This window comes from Clostridium sp. (assembly GCF_016650035.1).
Lineage (GTDB): Bacteria > Bacillota > Clostridia > Clostridiales > Clostridiaceae > Clostridium_AD.
This window is the reverse complement of sequence record NZ_JAENWM010000077.1, coordinates 1-19,905: the sequence shown is the minus strand read 5'-3', so window position 1 is coordinate 19,905 and position 19,905 is coordinate 1. Positions and strand designations below refer to the sequence as shown.

General features: G+C 31.5%; 17 protein-coding genes and 1 pseudogene. 8 read left to right on the top strand and 10 right to left on the bottom strand.

The genetic code is table 11. The features are described from left to right. From JJD95_RS15625 to JJD95_RS15610, 3 genes and pseudogenes are all read right to left on the bottom strand, one after another. The coding region (locus JJD95_RS15625; protein ID WP_291643951.1) for an energy-coupling factor ABC transporter permease at positions 1-197 on the bottom strand (197 nt) is incomplete at its 3' end. 92 nt (positions 198-289) lie between these two features. Next, positions 290-897, bottom strand: a pseudogene (locus JJD95_RS15620) (aldo/keto reductase); the annotation flags it as partial. A gap of 242 nt (positions 898-1,139) precedes the next feature. Beyond that, positions 1,140-2,534, bottom strand: coding sequence for a L,D-transpeptidase family protein (locus JJD95_RS15610; protein ID WP_291643950.1), 1,395 nt, complete (start codon positions 2,532-2,534; stop codon positions 1,140-1,142). 236 nt (positions 2,535-2,770) lie between these two features. Here JJD95_RS15610 and JJD95_RS15605 point away from each other — a divergent pair, with 236 nt between their 5' ends. The 4 genes from JJD95_RS15605 (at position 2,771) to rsmH (ending at position 6,209) form a co-directional block, all read left to right on the top strand. Beyond that, positions 2,771-3,547, top strand: a complete 777-nt coding sequence (locus JJD95_RS15605; protein WP_291643949.1) for an EFR1 family ferrodoxin — start codon at positions 2,771-2,773, stop codon at positions 3,545-3,547. A 14-nt stretch (positions 3,548-3,561) separates the two neighbouring features. Further along, positions 3,562-3,990, top strand: a complete 429-nt coding sequence (locus JJD95_RS15600) for a MarR family winged helix-turn-helix transcriptional regulator (RefSeq protein WP_291643948.1) — start codon at positions 3,562-3,564, stop codon at positions 3,988-3,990. Positions 3,991-4,013: 23 nt separating this feature from the next. Continuing rightward, complete coding sequence (locus JJD95_RS15595; protein ID WP_291643947.1) at positions 4,014-5,048, top strand: DUF362 domain-containing protein; 1,035 nt, start codon at positions 4,014-4,016, stop codon at positions 5,046-5,048. A 105-nt stretch (positions 5,049-5,153) separates the two neighbouring features. Beyond that, positions 5,154-6,209 carry a 16S rRNA (cytosine(1402)-N(4))-methyltransferase RsmH gene (gene rsmH / locus JJD95_RS15590; RefSeq protein WP_291643946.1) on the top strand — a complete coding sequence of 352 codons (1,056 nt, stop codon included), beginning with the start codon at positions 5,154-5,156 and terminating at the stop codon, positions 6,207-6,209. Between the two features lie 192 nt (positions 6,210-6,401). Here the strand turns inward: rsmH and JJD95_RS15585 are convergent, their stop codons facing one another. The 4 genes from JJD95_RS15585 to JJD95_RS15570 form a co-directional block, all read right to left on the bottom strand. Beyond that, entirely contained in the window at positions 6,402-6,542 is a 141-nt protein-coding gene (locus JJD95_RS15585) for an aspartyl-phosphate phosphatase Spo0E family protein (protein ID WP_291643945.1), read from the bottom strand. Between the two features lie 139 nt (positions 6,543-6,681). Beyond that, positions 6,682-7,638 (bottom strand): acyl-CoA dehydratase activase, encoded by a 957-nt coding sequence (locus tag JJD95_RS15580; protein ID WP_291643944.1) that lies wholly within the window; start codon positions 7,636-7,638, stop codon positions 6,682-6,684. Next, positions 7,619-8,716, bottom strand: coding sequence for an acyl-CoA dehydratase activase-related protein (locus tag JJD95_RS15575; protein WP_291643943.1), 1,098 nt, complete (start codon positions 8,714-8,716; stop codon positions 7,619-7,621). Before JJD95_RS15575 ends, JJD95_RS15580 begins: the two co-directional genes overlap by 20 nt. Further along, the gene (locus tag JJD95_RS15570) at positions 8,670-9,608 is read right to left on the bottom strand and encodes an acyl-CoA dehydratase activase-related protein (protein WP_291643942.1); all 939 of its coding nucleotides are present in this window, start codon (positions 9,606-9,608) and stop codon (positions 8,670-8,672) included. The genes JJD95_RS15575 and JJD95_RS15570 overlap by 47 nt, the downstream gene beginning before the upstream one ends. Before the next feature lie 154 nt (positions 9,609-9,762). Here JJD95_RS15570 and JJD95_RS15565 point away from each other — a divergent pair, with 154 nt between their 5' ends. The 4 genes from JJD95_RS15565 (at position 9,763) to JJD95_RS15550 (ending at position 17,589) form a co-directional block, all read left to right on the top strand. Beyond that, positions 9,763-10,236, top strand: a complete 474-nt coding sequence (locus JJD95_RS15565) for a DUF4883 family protein (RefSeq protein ID WP_291643941.1) — start codon at positions 9,763-9,765, stop codon at positions 10,234-10,236. A 127-nt stretch (positions 10,237-10,363) separates the two neighbouring features. After that, a complete protein-coding gene (locus JJD95_RS15560; RefSeq protein WP_291643940.1) occupies positions 10,364-15,226 on the top strand; it encodes a cytidyltransferase in 4,863 nt (1,620 codons plus the stop codon). Between the two features lie 33 nt (positions 15,227-15,259). Continuing rightward, positions 15,260-16,504: a lactate dehydrogenase gene (locus JJD95_RS15555; RefSeq protein ID WP_291643939.1), complete on the top strand. Its 1,245-nt coding sequence runs from the start codon at positions 15,260-15,262 to the stop codon at positions 16,502-16,504. 32 nt (positions 16,505-16,536) lie between these two features. Then, the gene (locus tag JJD95_RS15550; protein ID WP_291643938.1) at positions 16,537-17,589 is read left to right on the top strand and encodes a flavodoxin family protein; all 1,053 of its coding nucleotides are present in this window, start codon (positions 16,537-16,539) and stop codon (positions 17,587-17,589) included. Here JJD95_RS15550 and folK read toward each other — a convergent pair. Genes folK through JJD95_RS15535 form a run of 3 tightly spaced genes read right to left on the bottom strand, consistent with a single transcriptional unit; the run spans position 17,586 to position 19,725 of the window. Next, positions 17,586-18,404, bottom strand: a complete 819-nt coding sequence (gene folK / locus JJD95_RS15545) for a 2-amino-4-hydroxy-6-hydroxymethyldihydropteridine diphosphokinase (RefSeq protein WP_291643937.1) — start codon at positions 18,402-18,404, stop codon at positions 17,586-17,588. The genes JJD95_RS15550 and folK overlap by 4 nt on opposite strands. Positions 18,405-18,417: 13 nt before the next feature. Then, entirely contained in the window at positions 18,418-19,224 is an 807-nt protein-coding gene (gene folP, locus JJD95_RS15540) for a dihydropteroate synthase (protein WP_291643936.1), read from the bottom strand. An 18-nt stretch (positions 19,225-19,242) separates the two neighbouring features. After that, a complete protein-coding gene (locus JJD95_RS15535; protein WP_291643935.1) occupies positions 19,243-19,725 on the bottom strand; it encodes an HD domain-containing protein in 483 nt (160 codons plus the stop codon). Between the last annotated feature and the right edge of the window lie 180 nt (positions 19,726-19,905).

Sequence of the window (19,905 nt, the reverse complement as noted above, 5' to 3'; positions counted from 1 at the left end):
CCTGTAGTTCCTCCTGGAAGAGGTATATTAAACATCATAATTAAAAATGAAAAGGCTGCTGCTACTCCAAGCATTGGCATTTTCTGTCTTGTTATTTCGGCTTTTATCTTTAAACTTGCCCTTCTCCATATAGGCAACATAACAACTCCAAAAGTAGCACAAGTTGAAGGGCTTAAATAATTATCAGGTATATGCATAAAGTTATTCCCCCTTTTGTCTATTCAAATAATGCCTTAACATTTTTTAATTCTTCACGAATTTTAATTCCCTGTGGACAGTGCTCTTCACATTTATCTGCTGCATATTTTAATCCTTCTGTTCCAGCCTGAAACTTTTCATCTGAATAATTATATTGAATTTGGCAGAATGACCAATCATAGTAATCTACTATTTCTTTAAATACAGCTAAATCATCGTGAAATGAAAATCCTGCATATCTTATTCTTCCGTTTTTAATAGATGAATTTAAAAACTCATCTATTCCTAACTTCTTTAAATTCTCCCAACATCCTCTATTTAAAGCATGTACTAAATAAAAATCTATTTTATCTGTTTGTAGACGTTCTAATTGTTCATTTAAATACTTGTCCATATCCGCTCTAGTCTTAATCAGCCAACTTGGAAGCTTTGTAGCTAAATTAATTTTTTCTCTATAGCCATCTTTCAAAGCCCTAGCAACAAATGGTTCACTTTCTCCCCACTTGCCATTCCCGTTCCATGATAAGGATATGCAGTATCTACATAGTTTACCCCTTCATCAATTGCATGATGTATCATTTCTATTGCCTTCTCATCATCAATCTTTGTTATATCCCCCTCAATAACAGGTAATCTCATACATCCAAAACCTAAAGCTGAGACCTTTTCATTTGTCTTTCCTAATTTTCTGTATAGTATATTAACTCCTCCCTTTAAGATATCTTAATCTATCAGAATGTTTCTCTAATCCGCTTTTAAATTGTATTAATAAGGTATCCTTATCCATTTCATCACAGAAATACGCCTTTAGCCTAAAATTGCATATTTCAAAGTTCTCATATATTTATACCTCGTTTCTTATATTTATTATTTTACCATACTGCGATGGAAATCAGAATAAAAATAACAAACATGTAAATATTGATTTCTTTAAAACTGCGCTATTCTTCATAACAAATAATTGGAGTTCCCTCTTCTATATTATCAAAAATTATTTTAGCTAAGTATATTGGAGCATTTATACATCCATGGCTTCCTCTTCTCTTATATATCTCACCTCCAAAAGAATATCTCCAGCTTGCATCATGTATTCCTATATTCCCAAAAAAAGGCATCCAATAAGTTACTGGCGCTTCATAACCAGGTCCAGTTAATGTTGCCCCCTTTTGTTTATAATTAAGCATATAAGTTCCAAGGACAGTAGAACGTCCTCTATTGGGATTCCCTGTTACTACAGAACCTTGTGTTATAATCTTTCCATTTTTATAAAACCATAAATACTGTCTTGTTATATTAACTTCTACATAAGTATTGCCTATTTCATTTTCCGTCCTATATAAAGCCTTCTGAGTGTATATAGGTTCTTTTTCAAATACATTACCGGTTTTTATATTTTCTAATAAAGCTTTTTTCTCAGCCTCACGATTAATTTTCCATCCATAAAGTCCACCACTAACTTCTATTATTTTCCCCATAGAGGTTTTAAAATTTCTTGCTATTCCAACGGTATCATATTTTTCACTCAATTCTTTAACATATTTCAAAACTGCTATTTCGCTTATAACCGTTTCTAAACTTTTATCAACAGTAAGCCACTCACTTATTATATTTCCATCTAATGTTTCCCTTTCACTCCCAAATTTATAAGTGATTTTTGCTTTCACATACTCATTTAGCAAATCCTTAGTCTCAAGAGTTTTATCAGAATTTAAAGTGTACCTTGGATTTTCATAACAGTGGCTTTCATCTAAATCTAATTTTCTTACACCTTTTAATATGCTCATTTCTATATCTTCATATAATTTCTCCTTAATTATCTTATTTCCATATACTTCTTCAATGATTTTATATGAACCAAATGCATACTTAAAGATTACATTTTGAGGTTCTATAATATCTGTATTTAAACAATTTAATCTATTTATCTTATTTTCTAAATTATCTTTATTGTAAACAAATAAATCCTCAACATAATATTCTTGATTCTTTAATAATGAAATTATCCATTTAAAGGAGTTTCGCCCTGGATAAACTTTATCAATACTATTTTTTTCATTGTACTCTAGTCCTATATCTGCCCCTACTATTTCTTCTATTTCCCCATTTCTTTCTGTCAACTGCAACTTATAATCTTTAACATAACCTCTAATTATATCCTCTATATCTTCATGTGCTTTTAATGACACATCCACCCCATTTATTACTGTATTAAAAAAGGAATACTTAGAAAAGTATAATGAAATAAGTAAATATATTAGTAAAATTGAAGCTATTATAATAATAACATTTCCTGTACCCTTACTTTTAAAAAGCTTTTTTATATCAACATTCTTCATACCGATCTATACCTTTCGTCAAAAATTTAAACATAATAACTAGTTTATAATATGTTTGTATTTTTGATTTTAAAACTAAATATATAGAAAACAAGCCCAAAATCTCTTAAATATAAAGGCTGTAACCGTTCTAAACCCTTGACAGCAATAATCTTATATTATATTATTATATACTATGGAATAGTTCCAAATGGAACTATTAATTCCAAAATAATATTGTATGTAGGGGTGTTTTTATGAAGACAATAATTTACTATTTTAGTGGTACAGGTAATTCTTTAAAGGTAGCAAAGGATATTTCAGCTCAATTAAAAGATACAGAAATTATACAAATTTGTGAAGATAATATGGAAATTAACAATACAATATCAAATAAAATCGGGATTATTTTTCCTGTATACGTTTCTGGTATGCCTCTTTTAGTAAAAGAATTTATCGAAAAAATCAAGATACCTAAGGAGGCATATATTTATACTGTTGTAACCTTTGGAGCATCTGCGGGCGCCGCTATTGCTCAATTAGAAAAGCTGTTAAGTAATAAAGACCTTAAACTTTCAGCCGCATTTAAAATGAAAATGCCTGGAAATTATCAAGTAATGTATCCACCTTTTTCAGAGAAAAAACAAAAGGAATGTTTTAAGAATGAAGAAGAAAAAATCTCTGAAATTGTTAAAAGTATAAATAATAGTGAAATAGTTAAAATTAGTGGGGTAGGCGAGGCCATAATGGAGACTGTCGGTGGGATGATGTACCGTAGCTTTAAGCCTTATGAAAAAGATAAGAATTTCTGGACAGACGAAAAATGTAATAGTTGTGGTACATGTTTAAAGGTATGTCCTGCTAATAATATAAAAATGAATGATGGTAAACCAGAATGGCAACATGAATGTGAGCAATGCGTTGCGTGTATGCAGTGGTGTCCACAAAAATCAATTCAATATAAAAAAGTAACAGTAAATAGAGGCCGTTATCATCATCCAGATGTAGAAGCCAAAGAGCTATTTCATAAGTAAAAGGAAGTGTTATTATGTGTTATTCAGGCAGTTGTGCGGAAAAATTAATTTCTTTATTTAAATCTATTCAAGGGTGCTTAAAATCAATTTCACAAGAATTTGAGCTTACAATACCCGAAATGATGATAATGTTTGAGTTATATGATACTAAAACGTTGTCTCTGAATGAACTTAGTGAAAAAATAGAGTTTCCTAAAAGTTCAGTTTCAAGGATAGTAGATCAACTTGTTAATAGAGGATATGTGACTCGTAAAATACCAAAGGAAAACAGGAGAATGGTGGAATTATCAATATCTACTAAATGCTTAGAGTGCATTGATGTAGCTTGCATTAATGATAGATTTAATAATGTGCTTGTGGGTGGACTCCAACCAGAAAAGTCTGAGAGAATGATTTCAGCTTTGGATGAGCTGAGTTTAATTTTAAATGGAGATAAAAAATAAAAGTTAATTGGGAGGGTTTTATTGTGATTAAGGTGTATTTCAAAGCTATTGATTCAATTTCAAAAACACAAGAGATAAGTAGCGCTGCAAGTGAATTATTAGAAACTATCGTAAGAGAAGAAAATATAAGTCTTGAAAAATTCATACCAATTAAAGTTCATTTTGGTGAAAAGGGAAATAATACTTTTATTGGATCAGAAAATTTCTCTGGAATAATAGATTATTTAAAGAAAAAGAACATAGAGAGTGCATATATAGAGACTAATGTTCTCTACAGAGGAGAAAGAACTACAAAAGAAAAGCATTTAAACCTTGCTAAGGAACATGGTTTTACTCAGCTTCCTATAATAATAGCCGATGGAGAACATGGTGAGGATTTTGAAGAGGTTGAGATAAATAAAAAGAATTTTAATAAGTGTAAAATAGGAAAACAAATTGCTAACAAAAAACAGTTAATTGTTATAAGCCATTTTAAAGGGCATGCACTTGCTGGTTTTGGTGGTGCCATAAAGCAACTTGGAATGGGATGTGCCTCAAGAGGTGGAAAACTTGCACAACATGCAAACTCAATACCCAAGATAAGTTTTTTCAAATGCAAAGCTTGCAATGCCTGTGCAAAAATATGTCCAGAGAATGCAATAACTGTGGATAAAAAAGCAAAAATTGATAAAGATAAATGTGTTGGTTGTGCTTCATGTATGGCAATATGTCCATATGGTGCTATCTCTAATAGCTGGTTTGCTTCTATTACAAAGTCTTTTAACGAAAGACTTTCAGAGTATGCTTATGCAGCGTCAGTGAATAAAAATAATATTTACATAACTTTTGCTTTTAATATAACTAGAAACTGCGATTGTGACGGCCATAATATGAAACCAATTGTAGCGGACGTTGGAGTTTTCGCGTCCACTGATCCAGTAGCCATTGATAAAGCTTGCCTTGATGTGATTGATAAAAATAATAGCAGGACTGTATTTAAAAGAGGAAGAGCTACTCTTGATTATGCAGAAAAAATAGGCCTAGGTAGTAAAGAATATGAACTTGTTGAAGTAAAATAAGATTACCTCAGAGTTTATTCTTTGTGAGTTTGCAATTATGAATTGTATTTGGTATCATATGATTTGTAAGAACATTACAAAAGTGATTAAAAAGGTGGAGAAACAATGGATAATCAAGAGCAAGAGCAAAAGCATCAAAGGCGGACTCGATATAAAGGCACTAACCCTAGAGCTTACAAAGATAAATATAAAGAACTACAACCAGAGAAATACGCTGATACTGTGGCCAAGGTTATTCAAAAGGGCAGTACTCCTGCTGGTATGCACCGTTCAATTTGTGTTAAAGAAATATTAGAATTCTTACAAATTACCCCTGGGCAAACTGGACTCGATGTAACACTAGGTTATGGTGGTCATACTTTAGAGATGCTTAAATGTTTAAATACAAAGGGTCACATGTATTCAATTGATGTAGATTCTATAGAATTACCACGCACACAGGCTCGTTTAGAGAGTTTAGGTTATGGACCCGAAATTTTAACAATAAGGCAAATGAACTTTTCCGATATAGATAAAATTGCTCTCGAATCAGGACCATTAAATTTTGTATTAGCGGATTTGGGTGTCTCTTCAATGCAGATAGATAATCCTGAAAGAGGATTTTCATTTAAGACTGAAGGACCACTAGACTTACGACTTAATCCTAATAGAGGTCAATCTGCCGCAAATCGTTTAAAAACTATTTCGCTAGATGAATTAGAAGGTATGTTTATAGAAAACGCAGATGAGCCTAATGCTGCGGCAATCGCTCGTGCTATTACTTCCCAAATTAAAAAAGGAATAGACATATCGACAACAACGCAGCTTCAACAAATTATAAGTGAAGCTCTGAAATTTATTCCAGGAAATAATAGTAACGATGCGATAAAAAAAACCTGTCAACGATGTTTTCAAGCGCTTCGAATTGATGTCAATAGTGAATTTGAAGTGTTATATGAATTCTTGGAAAAGCTTCCTACTGTACTTGCGCAGGGTGGACGCGTTGCTATACTTTCATTTCATTCAGGAGAAGATCGTCTCGTTAAAAAATCTTTTAAGCGTTTTTTAAGTGAAGGTGTCTATCGTGAAATAGCTCCAGGTCCTATTCGCCCATCATCACAAGAATGTAATACCAACGGTCGTGCTCGTTCTGCTAAATTGCGTTGGGCTATAAAAGCATAATTTTTAATCTTCATCACTTTATTTGCCTAAATAGCTTATTATAATCAATCTTCTTGATTATAATAAGCTATCTATAAAAATAAACGAATATTTAATAATTATTACTCTACAGAATATCCACGGACAACAAAAGGCTTTCAAGAATTTCTTGAAAGCCTTTTATTGTCCCTTAAAAATGTGCAAAAAACCTACTTAATATTCACATAAATAATATTGAAGAATAAGCTTGTCCAATTGCTGACTAACAGAAATGATTTCGCTATCTAAAAGGTTATCAGCGACTGATATTAATTTTTCTAATTTTTTTCTTAATAATTCTATTTGCATACCCATAATTTCCACCCTTTTCTTAAATCACACGATTATTATTATAATACATAATAAGACCAATTGCAACATATAATGGTTAAGTTCTAAATAAATAACTATTCAAGAACTTATTTCTAAGACCTTGAATAGTTATTTATTTAATCTATATCACCATCTTATTACTCCATTTACCACATCTATCTCCAAAACAGCCTACAGTTTTCTCTCCATCTTTTATTTCGATCACCTCGCAATTATTGCCACAACCATGGCACTCAATACTTCTAGGTACAAAATTACTAGTTGCTGTTTCAAACCCTTTAAAGTTTGTTTTTCCACTCTTCGCTAGCTTTTCTTTTCCAAGTATAGCCGCCCCAATAGCTCCCATTACATCATAGTGCTCTGGAACATAAATTTCTGCTCCTAAGGCTTTTTCAAAAGCTACTTTAATTCCTTTATTAGCTGCAACCCCACCTTGAAAAAATATTTTAGGTTTAATTTGTTTTCCTTTTCCTACGTTACTAAGATAATTTCTTACTAGAGCCTCACAAAGGCCCCCTATTATGTCATGCTCTTTGTATCCAAGCTGTTGCTTATGTATCATATCTGACTCCGCAAATACTGCACATCTCCCAGCTATTCTTACAGGTGCTTTAGACCTTAATGCATAGTCCCCAAAATTTTCAATAGGTATTTCCAGTCTTTCTGCCTGTCTATCAAGAAAAGACCCAGTACCTGCTGCACATACAGTATTCATTGCAAAATCTGTAACTATACCATTTTTAAGCAAGATTATCTTTGAATCTTGACCTCCAATTTCTAATATGGTTCTTACCTCATTGTCAATTTGAAGGGCCGCAACTGCATGAGCTGTGATTTCATTTTTTACTATGTCAGCGCCTATTAAAAAAGAAGCCATATGTCTCCCACTACCTGTAGTTCCAACAGATCTTATTTCGTTATTATAGTATTTTTCGCTTAAAATTTTCAGTCCAAATTGAATTGCCAATATGGGTTTGCCTTTTGTTCTTAAATATAATTTTTCAATAACCTTTAAAGTATTATCTAGTAATACAACATTAGTACTTACCGATCCCACATCAACCCCCATATAGTACATTATTTTTTCTCCTTTCTAGCATATCTATAAATGCTTCTATTCTAGTAACATATCCCGCTTCTCCAGTCATTTCGTCTACTACCAAAGTCATTATTGGGAAATCTTTATCATTTGAAATTGCAGGCAAAATAGCTTTTGCTACAATTTCCGGCATACATCCCATTGGGAAAATTTGAATTGCACCATCAAAATTCTCTTTTTCTGCAATCAGTACCTCTCCTATACATTCTCTAGCATGACCACCAATATAATGCTCTAGATATTCTTTAGATGCCTTCCTTATACCAATGGAGTTAAGGTTTACACATTTAAGTAATGCATCCTTAACCCACCAACTAGGAGTAAGCATCCTTTTAGTGGCCACACCGTAATCCATAAGTTTGTCTTCTATATAAAGATTAGAAAAAGGTTCGATTACAGTGTAAATTTCACCGATAATTGCAATTTTTATTGGAGATTTCCCTTTATTAATAGCTATGTTATTTATTTTTTTCTTATAATCTTTTAATATATTTACCATGTGGCATGGTGACTTTGCTTTTGATGCATTAATTTTACATTCATTTAAAAGTTTCTTAAATTCTCCCTTGTTTATTTCAAAGCCTGTTAAATAATGTGCTGCAGCTTCAATTTTTTCAATTAATTCATTTACGTCATAGGCTATCTTTAGAGCTCTAATTCTTTCAACTTTACCTCTTGTACTATTATCAGTAATCTTCTTAAGGCGATTTATAAGTTCCTTTTTACCTACCTCAAAAGGACTATCGATTACAATAAAAGTTAAGTCGTGCCCTATTTTCTTTAGTGCATTAATTTGTAATTCACAGTACTCACCAAATCTACAAGGACCACAACTTCCGGGGAGAATTACAGTATCTGCTCCCATCTCTATACTCTGCAAATAATTGCCCATCATAATTTTATATGGTAGGCACATTTCTTCAGGTGAAAACTTGGAACCTAGCTCCAATGCCTTACTACTACTAAAAGGTGGAATTATGCACTCTATTCCAAGTCCATCAAATAATGCCTTAGCTGCAAGATGTGTGTTGCCTAAATGTGGAAATGTTATCTTCATTGTTTTTTTTCCTTTCAATCATATCAATAAAAGCCTCAATTCTTGTATCTAGACCGCCTTCACCAGTATGTTCATCAACTTTTAAAACTAAAAGAGGAAAATCCTCTATTTTATCTTGAATAAGCTCTAGTATCACAGAATCTATTCCGCAAGCGAAGGATGATATATATATTGCACCATCTATTCCGCTATTTTTAGCTATACTAGTTGTAAATCCATAAGAATTAGCAGCAAAAGTCCAAAAGGGCCTTTTAAAAAGAGTTTTTACTTCTTCGTTAATTTGTTCTTCCTCTACATATTCTTCTGTTATAACACCTACACCTAGCTTGTTTAATTTTTCAACTATATTCATATTAATAAAAGTATCGTAAAGATTATATGGGTGACCTACTAAGGCAATATTTTTTTTATATCCTTCATCTTTAATACCAAATTTGAACTCTCTCTGTTCTTCTAAAGCTTTACTAAATGCGACTTGTATCTTTTTCTTATCCTTTGTAATCATCCCTCCCAGTTTTTTGCACCAATTATATAACTCCTTCTCGCTAGTAGCGTAAATAGGCTCTATCATTACCTTGGGTAAATTGGGCACGCTGTATAAAATCATTTCTGGAAGCCCACAAAATTTTGGGCATATAAATTCCCGTTCGCGGACCCTCATAATCCTAGGTATAATTAATAGGTCACATTTGTCCTTTATATCTATTATATGTCCATGAAATATTTTTATCGGTAGACATGCCTCGTCCACACAATATTTAACCCCTTCATTTAAAATGTTTTTATTTGTATCTATAGATGTAATTACTTCTACATCTAGTTCAATTAAAAACCTATTTATAAAAGGGTAGTATTTATAAAATAGTAATCCTTTGGGTACACCAACTTTCATAATTCCTCCTTATTATTCTTTATGCTTTCTCTTTCTATTCTGAACTATTGTCAGTGAAAATATTCCTAAAATAGGTTAATATATGTTTTTTTGTACTAAAAAATAATTGTGTAACATATTTTATTTACAAGACTGTTAAAGGATGTGATTAAATTTGAAAAAATATATTTTGCTACTACTGTGTGCTTTTTTATCTTTAAATCTATTTGGCTGCAATTGTAAAATCAGTAAAAATATGTTCGATAAAAATAAACCAAATAATTATTATTACACCAGTTTATTAATGAGTGATTTATCTACAGAAAAGCCAACAGAAATTTATGCTCTATACATGAACTTTTATAAAGAAAAAGATTTTGACCATGAAGACTTATCTATCTTCTCTGATTTTTTTAATTCATTAAAAAATGATAGCTTTATAGAAAAACCTGCTGATTTACCTGAAAAACCATTATATAAGATATTTGTAAGCTTTAGTGAAAACAAATATATAATAAATCTCTATAATGAGAATTTCATTTCTATATATCCCTTTGATGGTGACTACAAGATGGATTATATAAACACAAGTAAAATGTATAAGGCCTATAATCTCTATGGGCTATGCAAATACCTTATACCTAACTAAGGTATTTTTTTTTATAAAATTTGCGTTATCCCCTATAAATAATCACATTTAAAGTATATAATTTTTAATATAGATAATAGTAGAGATGATAACGTTATTATCCGCAGATAACGACAAGGAGGCTACCATGAAGGTTTTACATTTCAAAGAAATTAATCAGAGAATATCAGGAAAATTATTAAATCCAATTTTTTTAAAAAACAATGGCATACCAAAAGCTATTATTGAAATTTTTTTATCCAGTCCTGACTATATGGAAAACTTAAACACTATGATAGATTTAAAGGATTTCACATGCTCGCGAACTTTACTAATTTGTGAAAATGTGATAGGTAATCTATGCAAAGATAAATTTCCAAAAGATGCACTCTGTTATTTATATAATTACACGTTAAACAAATCCTTTCCAAAGGCAGTAACCATAGCGCTTGATGCAAATCTACATCCTGCCTGTGAACTTTACCTAGCAGTTCTTAGAATTGTATGTGCAGTTCAAAAAGGTTATAACGATAATTCCTGGCAGAGTAACTACGCTATGAATTTCTTACTTCAAGCTGAAATAGAAAACCTAGAGAATAATGATGAATATATAAGATTTATTAAAGCTTTTAGGAATGATTATATCTATGAAATGATGAAACTAAATGGTGAGGTTTTTAAATATAATACCCTTGACCATATTTGTGGGGTACATTATCTATCGCTACATATTGCAAGACAACTTAAGGAAAAAGATGTTCAAATAGATTTAGGAAGAGTTTCAGGAGCTGCTGCTGGCCATGATATTGGTAAATATGGTTGCATAGGAGAAGAACTTAAAAGAGTCCCACATTTGCATTATTATTATACGGATCAATGGTTTAAAAACCATAACATAAACTACATTAGGAATATTGCAATAAACCATTCCACCTGGGATTTAGAAATTGAAAATCTTTCACTAGAATCACTAATATTAATATATTGTGACTTTAGAGTTAAAAATTATACAACTGGTGAAACCGTAGCTATGAATATATTCCCATTAGATAAATCTTTTAACGTTATCCTTGATAAATTAGAAAATGTTGATAAAAAAAAGGAAAAAAGATATAGAAGAGTATATGCTAAATTAAAAGATTTTGAAGATTATTTAATTAGTATTGGTATTAACACTTCCTTAGGCAAGAGAGAAAATATAAATATTCAAAGCTCGCCAATATTTTCTTTAATGCAAGGGAATGAGATAGTTCAAAACTTTAAATATCTTTCTATAAATCACAATATTAATTTAATGTATATGCTACGTGATGAATACTCTCTAAATAAAATATTAGAACAAGCTAGAAGTGAAAAACACTGGAAGAATTTAAGACAATATATAAGGGTATTCGAAGAATATTCTACATATTTAACTCAAAAACAAAAACTACAAACTATTAAATTTCTCTTCGATAATCTTACTCATTCTGAAGATGATATTAGGCGACACTGTGCTGAACTTATAGGACTACTCATTGCTATTTTTGATGAATATTATAATAAAGAAATTCCTAAAGACGTAAATATAGAAAACCGCTATATAACGAGTTCAAACTTGTTCCTTGAATATTTTAATTTGCTGCTTTATCCAAGTCACAAAATAATCTCAAGTCATAGAACTTGGATGGGTTATAGCACTAGAATTATGGTTAATTCCTTATTTAAAAATTGTAGAGAAAGTATGATTACTACCTACAGAAATGTTATTATTAAGTATTATGATTCTACGCGCATAACTAACACAGAAACTCAATTGTTTTTGCTTGAGACTGCAAAATATATTCCTATGGACCCATATGATGACAACTTATCCTCAATGTTTAATTATGTGATTTTAATGACAAACAAAAAAAGTAGTATTCTAAGATTATCTGCATTGCAAATTGTAAATGACCTGATAATCAAGCTTCCAAAAGATAATTATTTGAAAGAAAATCTAAAAGCAAGTTTAACAAATTACAGCAAGAGTTATTTTACTAAAAGTAAAATCCCTGCAGAAAATTTACTTAAACTTCGAATTTTCACGCTACTTAATATAAAAACATCCATTACTATTTTTCAAAACTACTGCGTGCAAGATTATGCAAAGATACCCGATATTTTTTTAAGTAATTTAAAAACAGCAACCGATTGGATAAAAAAGAAAAACCAAATAGATTTATTGCTGAATTATACTATAAATGAAGCCCCTACTACAGGTCTACATACAGCCATTCATTTTTGTAATTTACTTAAAGTAAGTGCTGTAGAGGCTGTTCGTAATAGAGCAGGCATTGCCATACATAAACTTATGCCACTTTTAACACTACCTGAAAGAAATGAAGTTGCAATAGAACTTCTACGCGCACTAGAAATAGAGGGCCACAGATTTACTGAGTATATCCCACCTTTCTTAGGTGAAATACTTCTTTGGCTACAGCCTAAGGAGTTAAATGAAATTATTGATGATTTAAAACTAAAAATAAAAATAGCTACTGAGAATGTAAAACCCTTGGTTCTTAAGACCATAGGTGTGTGTCTATCTAATTATCCAAAGTATAGAAATAGATTCAATGAAAAATCAGAAGATTATGATAACCGAATACTAAATATGCTTGGTATTCTTTTAAATGGACTTGGTGATTATAAAATAAAAGTTAAACAATCGGCCATAAGCACCTTTGGAAAAGATATTTTTGGTTCTAAACTTCTATCTTTTGAAGAAAAGAATATTATATTTAGATTAACAGCTAAAAAAATTCTTACCCTAATTACGGAGGATAAAACGGAACAATTACTTTTTCTTACGAATTCTGCTGCACTGAATCACATATATAGATTTATATCTGATTATAGTTTTTTTATAGGTGATATTAATATACCCATCCCAACAAAAACAGCTTTTTTCCCAGGCACCTTTGATCCTTTTTCTCTTAGCCATAAAAACATTTCAAAATTAATAAGAAATATGGGTTTTGAGGTTTATTTATCTGTAGATGAGTTTTCTTGGTCAAAAAAAACCTTACCAACCTTACTTCGTAAAAATTTACTTAGTATGTCCATTGCAGATGAATTAAATATTTTTATTTACCCAGAAGAGTTTCAAACAAACATTTCAAATCCACAAGATTTAAAATTATTAAAAGAAAATTTTAGTGGCTCTGAGGTTTATTTTGTTGGCGGAAGTGATGTTATATTAAATTCTAGTTGCTATAAAAATCCTGTAACAGAAAATTCTATACACAATTTTTCTCATATAATTTTTGAACGTGGAAAAAACAAACAATTAGACGAGGCTACAAAAAAAATTCTTGGTGAAATTGAATTAATAAATATGCCTGCAAGTTATGCGAACATTAGCTCCAGTCAGATAAGAAACTATATTGACAATAATCGTGATATTTCAAGTTTAATTGATCCACTAGTTCAGCAGTATATTTATGAGAATGGGTTTTATCAAAGAGAACCTCAAGAAAAATTTTCTTTAGCCTCCTCACATATAGATATTGAGTTTTCAGATGATATTACTGAAGATTTCATAAAAGAACTTTCTGAATCTTGTAATGATAAAGACCGTGTTTTTCATATATTAACTGAGCTTTCAAAAAAAATTGCTCCAAAGATTGTAATAATAAAAAACACCCAAACTAATGAAATTTTAGGTTTTTCATCAATGCACTGGATACGTTCCAATGTTCTTTATAAAGAATTAGACGATGATAGCTTATCAATGTATGTTCGTAAAAATGCCTCTGGCAGAATTATTCTTATTGATTTAATGTATATAAATAACAAGAAAAAAAATAAACTAATAGAGCAAATACTTATTACAGAAACCTTAGCTTATGCAATATCTAGGGACTATGAATATGCAATTTTCAAACCAATCCTGCAAGATATATATGCTCCATCACTAATAGATCTTTTATATTTACATGGCTTTAGAAAAGTTCTTACCTCGGGTCCTAATTTAACAGCCCTAGTTGTAGATATGAATAATCCATGTATATTAAATTTAGATATAGAAAATATTCTTAAAGAGCCTTTTAGAAGTAGTCAAAGAATAAAACAAGTTATAAACAGTACCCGAAAACGCCTACAAAAGGTACTTACTGAATTGTATCCTGGTGAACTTGTATTATCTTTCGATAGTGATGTTCTTCATCAGCAAATGGTAAAAAAGGTTTGCAAAGAAAATAATGTTCCTATTGAAATAAGGCATAATAAACAAAACGGGGATGCCATGTGTGTACCTTATGGAGATATTCTTGACAGGCACTTAGTTCCAAACACTGTTACTAAATCCCTGCATACAGAAAAATTTTTCACCCCTGATATTAAGAAATTCGATATTGCAGAATTCCCTTATTACTTAAATCTTGAGCATCAAATTAAAATGATAAAGTCCTTTAATAGACCAGTAATACTAGTAGATAATATACTACATAAAGGTTATAGAATTAGGGCTTTAGATCCACTCTTAAAAAAAGAGTCAGTAAATGTTAAAAAAATTATTTCAGGTATCCTTTCAGGACGTGGAAAAGACCTTATGGATAAACAAAACAGGGATGTTGATAGTGTTTATTTTATACCAAAGCTTAAAATTTGGTTTAATGAGAACACTCTATATCCGTTCATTGGTGGAGATGCCCTTTGGAGAGGCTTTTACCCAAAACGTAACTTGCTTCCTTCAATTAATTTAATACTCCCATATACCCATCCAGTTTTCATAAGGAAAGTCCCGCTAAAGAGTCTTTATGAATTATCGACGGTATGTATTGAAAATTCTATAGAGCTTTTAAAAGCTTTAGAAATTGAATTTCATATTTTATATACTCGTAATTTAACTTTAGCTTCTCTCGGAGAAGTCCTTACTGTTCCACGCTGTCCTGATATTGGAGTAGATATGCAGTATGATTTGAATATATCCCCGTCTCACTATCTGGAAAATGATTTAGAGCTCTTGAATAGACTAAACAAAACATTATAAAAGTAAAAAATTAACAGGAGGGGGAATTTTAAAATGTTTTACTATTTATACAAAGAAAAATTATTAATATCACGCGAACAGTATTATAATCTTAAAGAAATATCTGAAAGTGAAGCAAAAATATATAAGGGCATGATTTTTGCCTTGAGTAACCTTAGCCCAGAAATCTCACGAAGAAGTTTTTCTGTTTCTCATGAAAACTTTCTCTTTTTAAAGGAAGAAGACTTAAATTTGCTTGTTAAGCCAATAACCCCTATTGTAACTATTCCCCAGTGGCTAAAAGATGCTATTTTAAGCAATAGGGTTACATCACTTAATACAGATTTTCCTAACTGGGAGGATGTATTAATCTATAAAGAGCCTAAAAAATGGAGAATAAATGTGGTAGGCCTTGGGGATGTAGGTGGGACACTACTTACAGGTTTAAAACTTTTAGGTGTTGAAAAAATTCAAAGCTTAGGACTTTACGATAAAGATAAAAATCGAGTTGAGCGCTACAAATTCGAACTAAGTCAAATCCTTTCACCTGACATGAAGGAAAGTTCTATAGATATAATTTCCTTAAGTGAAGAGGATATCTTTGATTGTGATATGTTTGTATTTTGTGTATCAGTTGGCGTTCCCGCTGCTCTTAAAGAAGGGGAAGACGTCAGGTTACTACAATTCAAAGGTAATGCTAAAATTATTTCACATTATGCTGCTCTTGCACGTATGGAAAGCTTCAAAGGTTTATTTATCGTAGTGTCAGATCCAGTAGATTTACTTTGCAAAGCAGCCTTTACTGCGAGTAACAAAGATAGTGCTGGAAATTCGGACTATAAGGGCCTCGCTCCAGAACAAATAAGAGGATATGGCCTGGGAGTTATGAATGCTAGAGCCTGCTATTATGCCTCGCAGAAATCTTCTACAAAACATTATATGCATGAGGGTAGAGCTTTTGGGCCACATGGAGAGGGTCTTATCATAGCAGATAGTATTGTAAACTATAATGAAGTGTTATCAGATGCTTTAACCCATAGCACTAAGACTGCCAACTTAGAAGTTAGGTCAACAGGATTTAAGCCTTATATTGCTCCAGCTCTTTCATCTGGATCATTGTCAATACTTGCCACTATTAACTCACAGTGGCATTATAGTGCTACCTTTATTGGGGGTACTTTTATGGGTTGCAAGAATAGACTTCTGCCTTCTGGAACAGAGCTTGAAACATTAGACTTAAATGAAGTACTACTTTGCAAGCTAAATTCAACCTATAAACTTCTTAGTGAATTTATTTGATTTTATTTAGAGGAATATAAAAAGGGGGTTTCATGAAAGATTTATTTGTAATTATACCAAGTAAAAATATATCTATTATGCTCTCACAAATGATAAACGTGGTTACTAAAAACACAAATTATATTATAGTTAACGATTGTAACCACATTCCTAATCTTCAAAACAAGAAAATACTTTTTGCTTCTGAAATCACAAATATAGATTGCGATATTGAAATGCTACAGTTTTTCTCGAAGCTATATGAAAAAGGTGATAAATGTCTTCTCGGTTCTACTGCTGGAGTATTAACTCATAGTAATACTGAGCACGGCACAAAGCGTACAAGTCAAGATATTATATTTCTTGCAAACAACTTAGGCTGCTTTTTTATAGGACATTCTGTAGTTGAAGCTACATCTTCCCTTAGAAATTATCGCAGTTGGCAAAAAACAATGGATTTATCGGTAAAAGAAATTTGTTTAACCATGTGTTCAAAATTAGGTACGAGATTACTTGAATATAGCCCAATCACAAAAATCAATCCAAAAATTTTAGTTTTGTACTCGAGTCCACATAAAACTTCTAATACTTTAGATTTATGGCATATGGTCTCAAAGCATCTCTCCCATTGCGATATTAAAGAACTACAAATAGAAAACGGAAAAGTTTTGGACTGTAAGGGGTGTTCTTATAAAATGTGCACTCACTATGGGAATAAAAATAAATGTTTTTATGGTGGAGTCATGATTCGTGATGTCCTCCCTTCCATTGTAGAATCTGATGCAATAATATGGCTATGCCCTAATTATAATGATGCAGTAGCTGCAAACTTAACAGCTGTAATAAATAGACTTACCGTGTTATATCGAAAAATAGATTTTTACGATAAGACCATTTTTGCAGTAGTTGTGTCAGGTAATTCTGGCAGTGATTCTATTAGTAAACAATTAATTGGAGCTTTAAATATAAACAAGGGTTTTAGATTGCCTCCATATTTTTCTATAATGGCTATTGCTAATGATCCTGGAGAGATTTTTAATATTCCACAAATTCAAGAAACCACTAAGCACTTCGCAGAAAATATAAAAAAGGAAATAAAAGCCTAAAGTGCTTTTATTTCCTTTTTCATTTGAATTATAGATTTGTTCAAAATCGGATGCATAACGTAAGGTGCTATGTCGCACAATGGCTCTAAAACAAACATTCTTTCCTGCATTCTTGGATGAGGCAATATTATTTCTTCTAAATAGCTTATAATATTATCATACAATAATACATCTAAATCTATAGTTCTTGGCCCCCATCTTATAACTCTTTCCCGCTTTAATTCCCTTTCTATAGATAAAAGGAATCTAACAAGCTCTAATGGATTTAAAAGTGTTTTCACTTCAATAGCACAATTTAAAAAGTCCTCTTGTTCTAAATATCCTACTGGCTTTGTTTCATAAAGTTTTGATGTTTTTGTTATTTTAGTATGACTTGAATTATTTATATAATCTAAGGCAGCTTTAATGTTTTTTTCTTTATCCCCCATATTTCCACCTACACCAATATAAGCTGTATGCCATTTTCTATCTATCTCTACCGCTACATATTGAAGTGGTTTTCCAATAGGAGCCCAAGGTTTTTTGATTTTAACTTTTACTCTTTGAACTAAATCATATTTTAAAAGTATAAATTCAGCTAACTTTTCTGTAGCTCTCTCTATTAAATCATAGCTCTCTCTCTTGAACTCTTCCTCTACTAGGTTGCAAAGCTCACCATAATGAACTGTCTTAGTTAAGTCGTCAGTAATTCCTGCTTCCCTTAAACTAAGATAAAGCTCTACTGAAATTTTAAAGCGTTGTCCTAAGGTTTTCTCTTCCTTAAAAACACCGTGGTGGGCGTAAACTTCCAAGTCCTTTATGTATATTTTATCCATAGTATAATCCCCTTTATCTTCTACATATAGCATCTGTCATCGCGCATACTCTTTTATTCTCTTTTATATCATGTACCCTTATAAATTGACAACCCTTCATTATCCCTATAGCAGTAGTTGCAAGGGTTCCCTCTAGTCTCTCTTCTACTGGTAAATCCAGTGCAAATCCTACCATGGATTTTCTTGAAGTTCCAAGTAGTAACGGATACCCCAAGCTATTTAGCTTTTCTAGGTTTTTCATGGTTTTCAAATTATCATCATAACTTTTTGCAAACCCAATGCCTGGGTCTAATATTATATTTTCACTCTTAACTCCTGCTTTTAGTGCAATTTCAATACTTTCCTCTAAATCCTTTAATATATCTTGGATTAAATTATTGTAATTTTTATTGTTTCTATTATGCATTAAACAGCAAGGTACATTGTACTTGGCAGCAACGCTAGCCATATATGGATCTCTCTTAAAGCCCCACACATCATTAATCATAGCTGCTCCTGCGCCTAAAGCAAGTTCTGCAACTCTACTTTTATACGTATCCACGGAAATAGGAACCTTTAGCACCTTGCTTAAAGCCTCTACAATAGGTATCACCCTTTTAATTTCTTCTTCTTCACTTACGGTTTCGTGACCAGGTCTTGTGGATTCTCCACCAATATCAATGATATCTACTCCCTGCCCAACCATTTTTTTAGCTTGATTTATAGCTTCACCCATATCGTTAAATCTTCCGCCATCAGAAAAAGAATCAGGTGTAACGTTTAAAATACCCATTATGTAAGTTCTTTTTCCTATTTCATAATCTTTATTCCCTATTTTCATCAAATTCCTCCTGCGGTTTTAGTAGATAATCTTAAAATTTTTCTGTTCTTCTTTCCAATTACAATTATACGTGGCCTTACAGTAAATACAGTTCCTTGAAAGCTTATCACACTTATATAATAAATAACTTAAACCATTTAAATTCTCAGTATTATTTCTGTGTTCTCCTATAGCTTCTAAAATCTCATTTATTTCTTTAGTATCATAGTTGCACTGCAATAATATATTTTCAGCAATTTGCACAGAAGCAATGTCATGGGGAGTTCCATTTTCATACTGCTCTGCCCTACCTATGTCATGCAAGAGTGCAGTTGCATAAATCACATATTTAGGTATATTAAAAATGTTTTCTAAATTTATTATGTACATAATTCTTGCCACGTCTAAAAAGTGCCGCAAATCATGCATGCAAAATTCCCTGTGTTTTTCTAAGGCTTCTATTTCCAGCAAGTTTTTCTTAAAAACATGGTTTTCCATAATAAGATTGATTTTATAATTCATTAGTTTATTATCTATGATTATCACCTCTTTATACTAATAGTGCACTCTCGGAAACTCTTAATGCATTGCTAACTCTTGATTCATTTTTGCTCAAAAATCAACTTCACCTCAGAATTTCTTCGTGCTATATATTGTACGGATAGCTTAGATAATCCAAGCTATTCGTAGCATTATCTATTT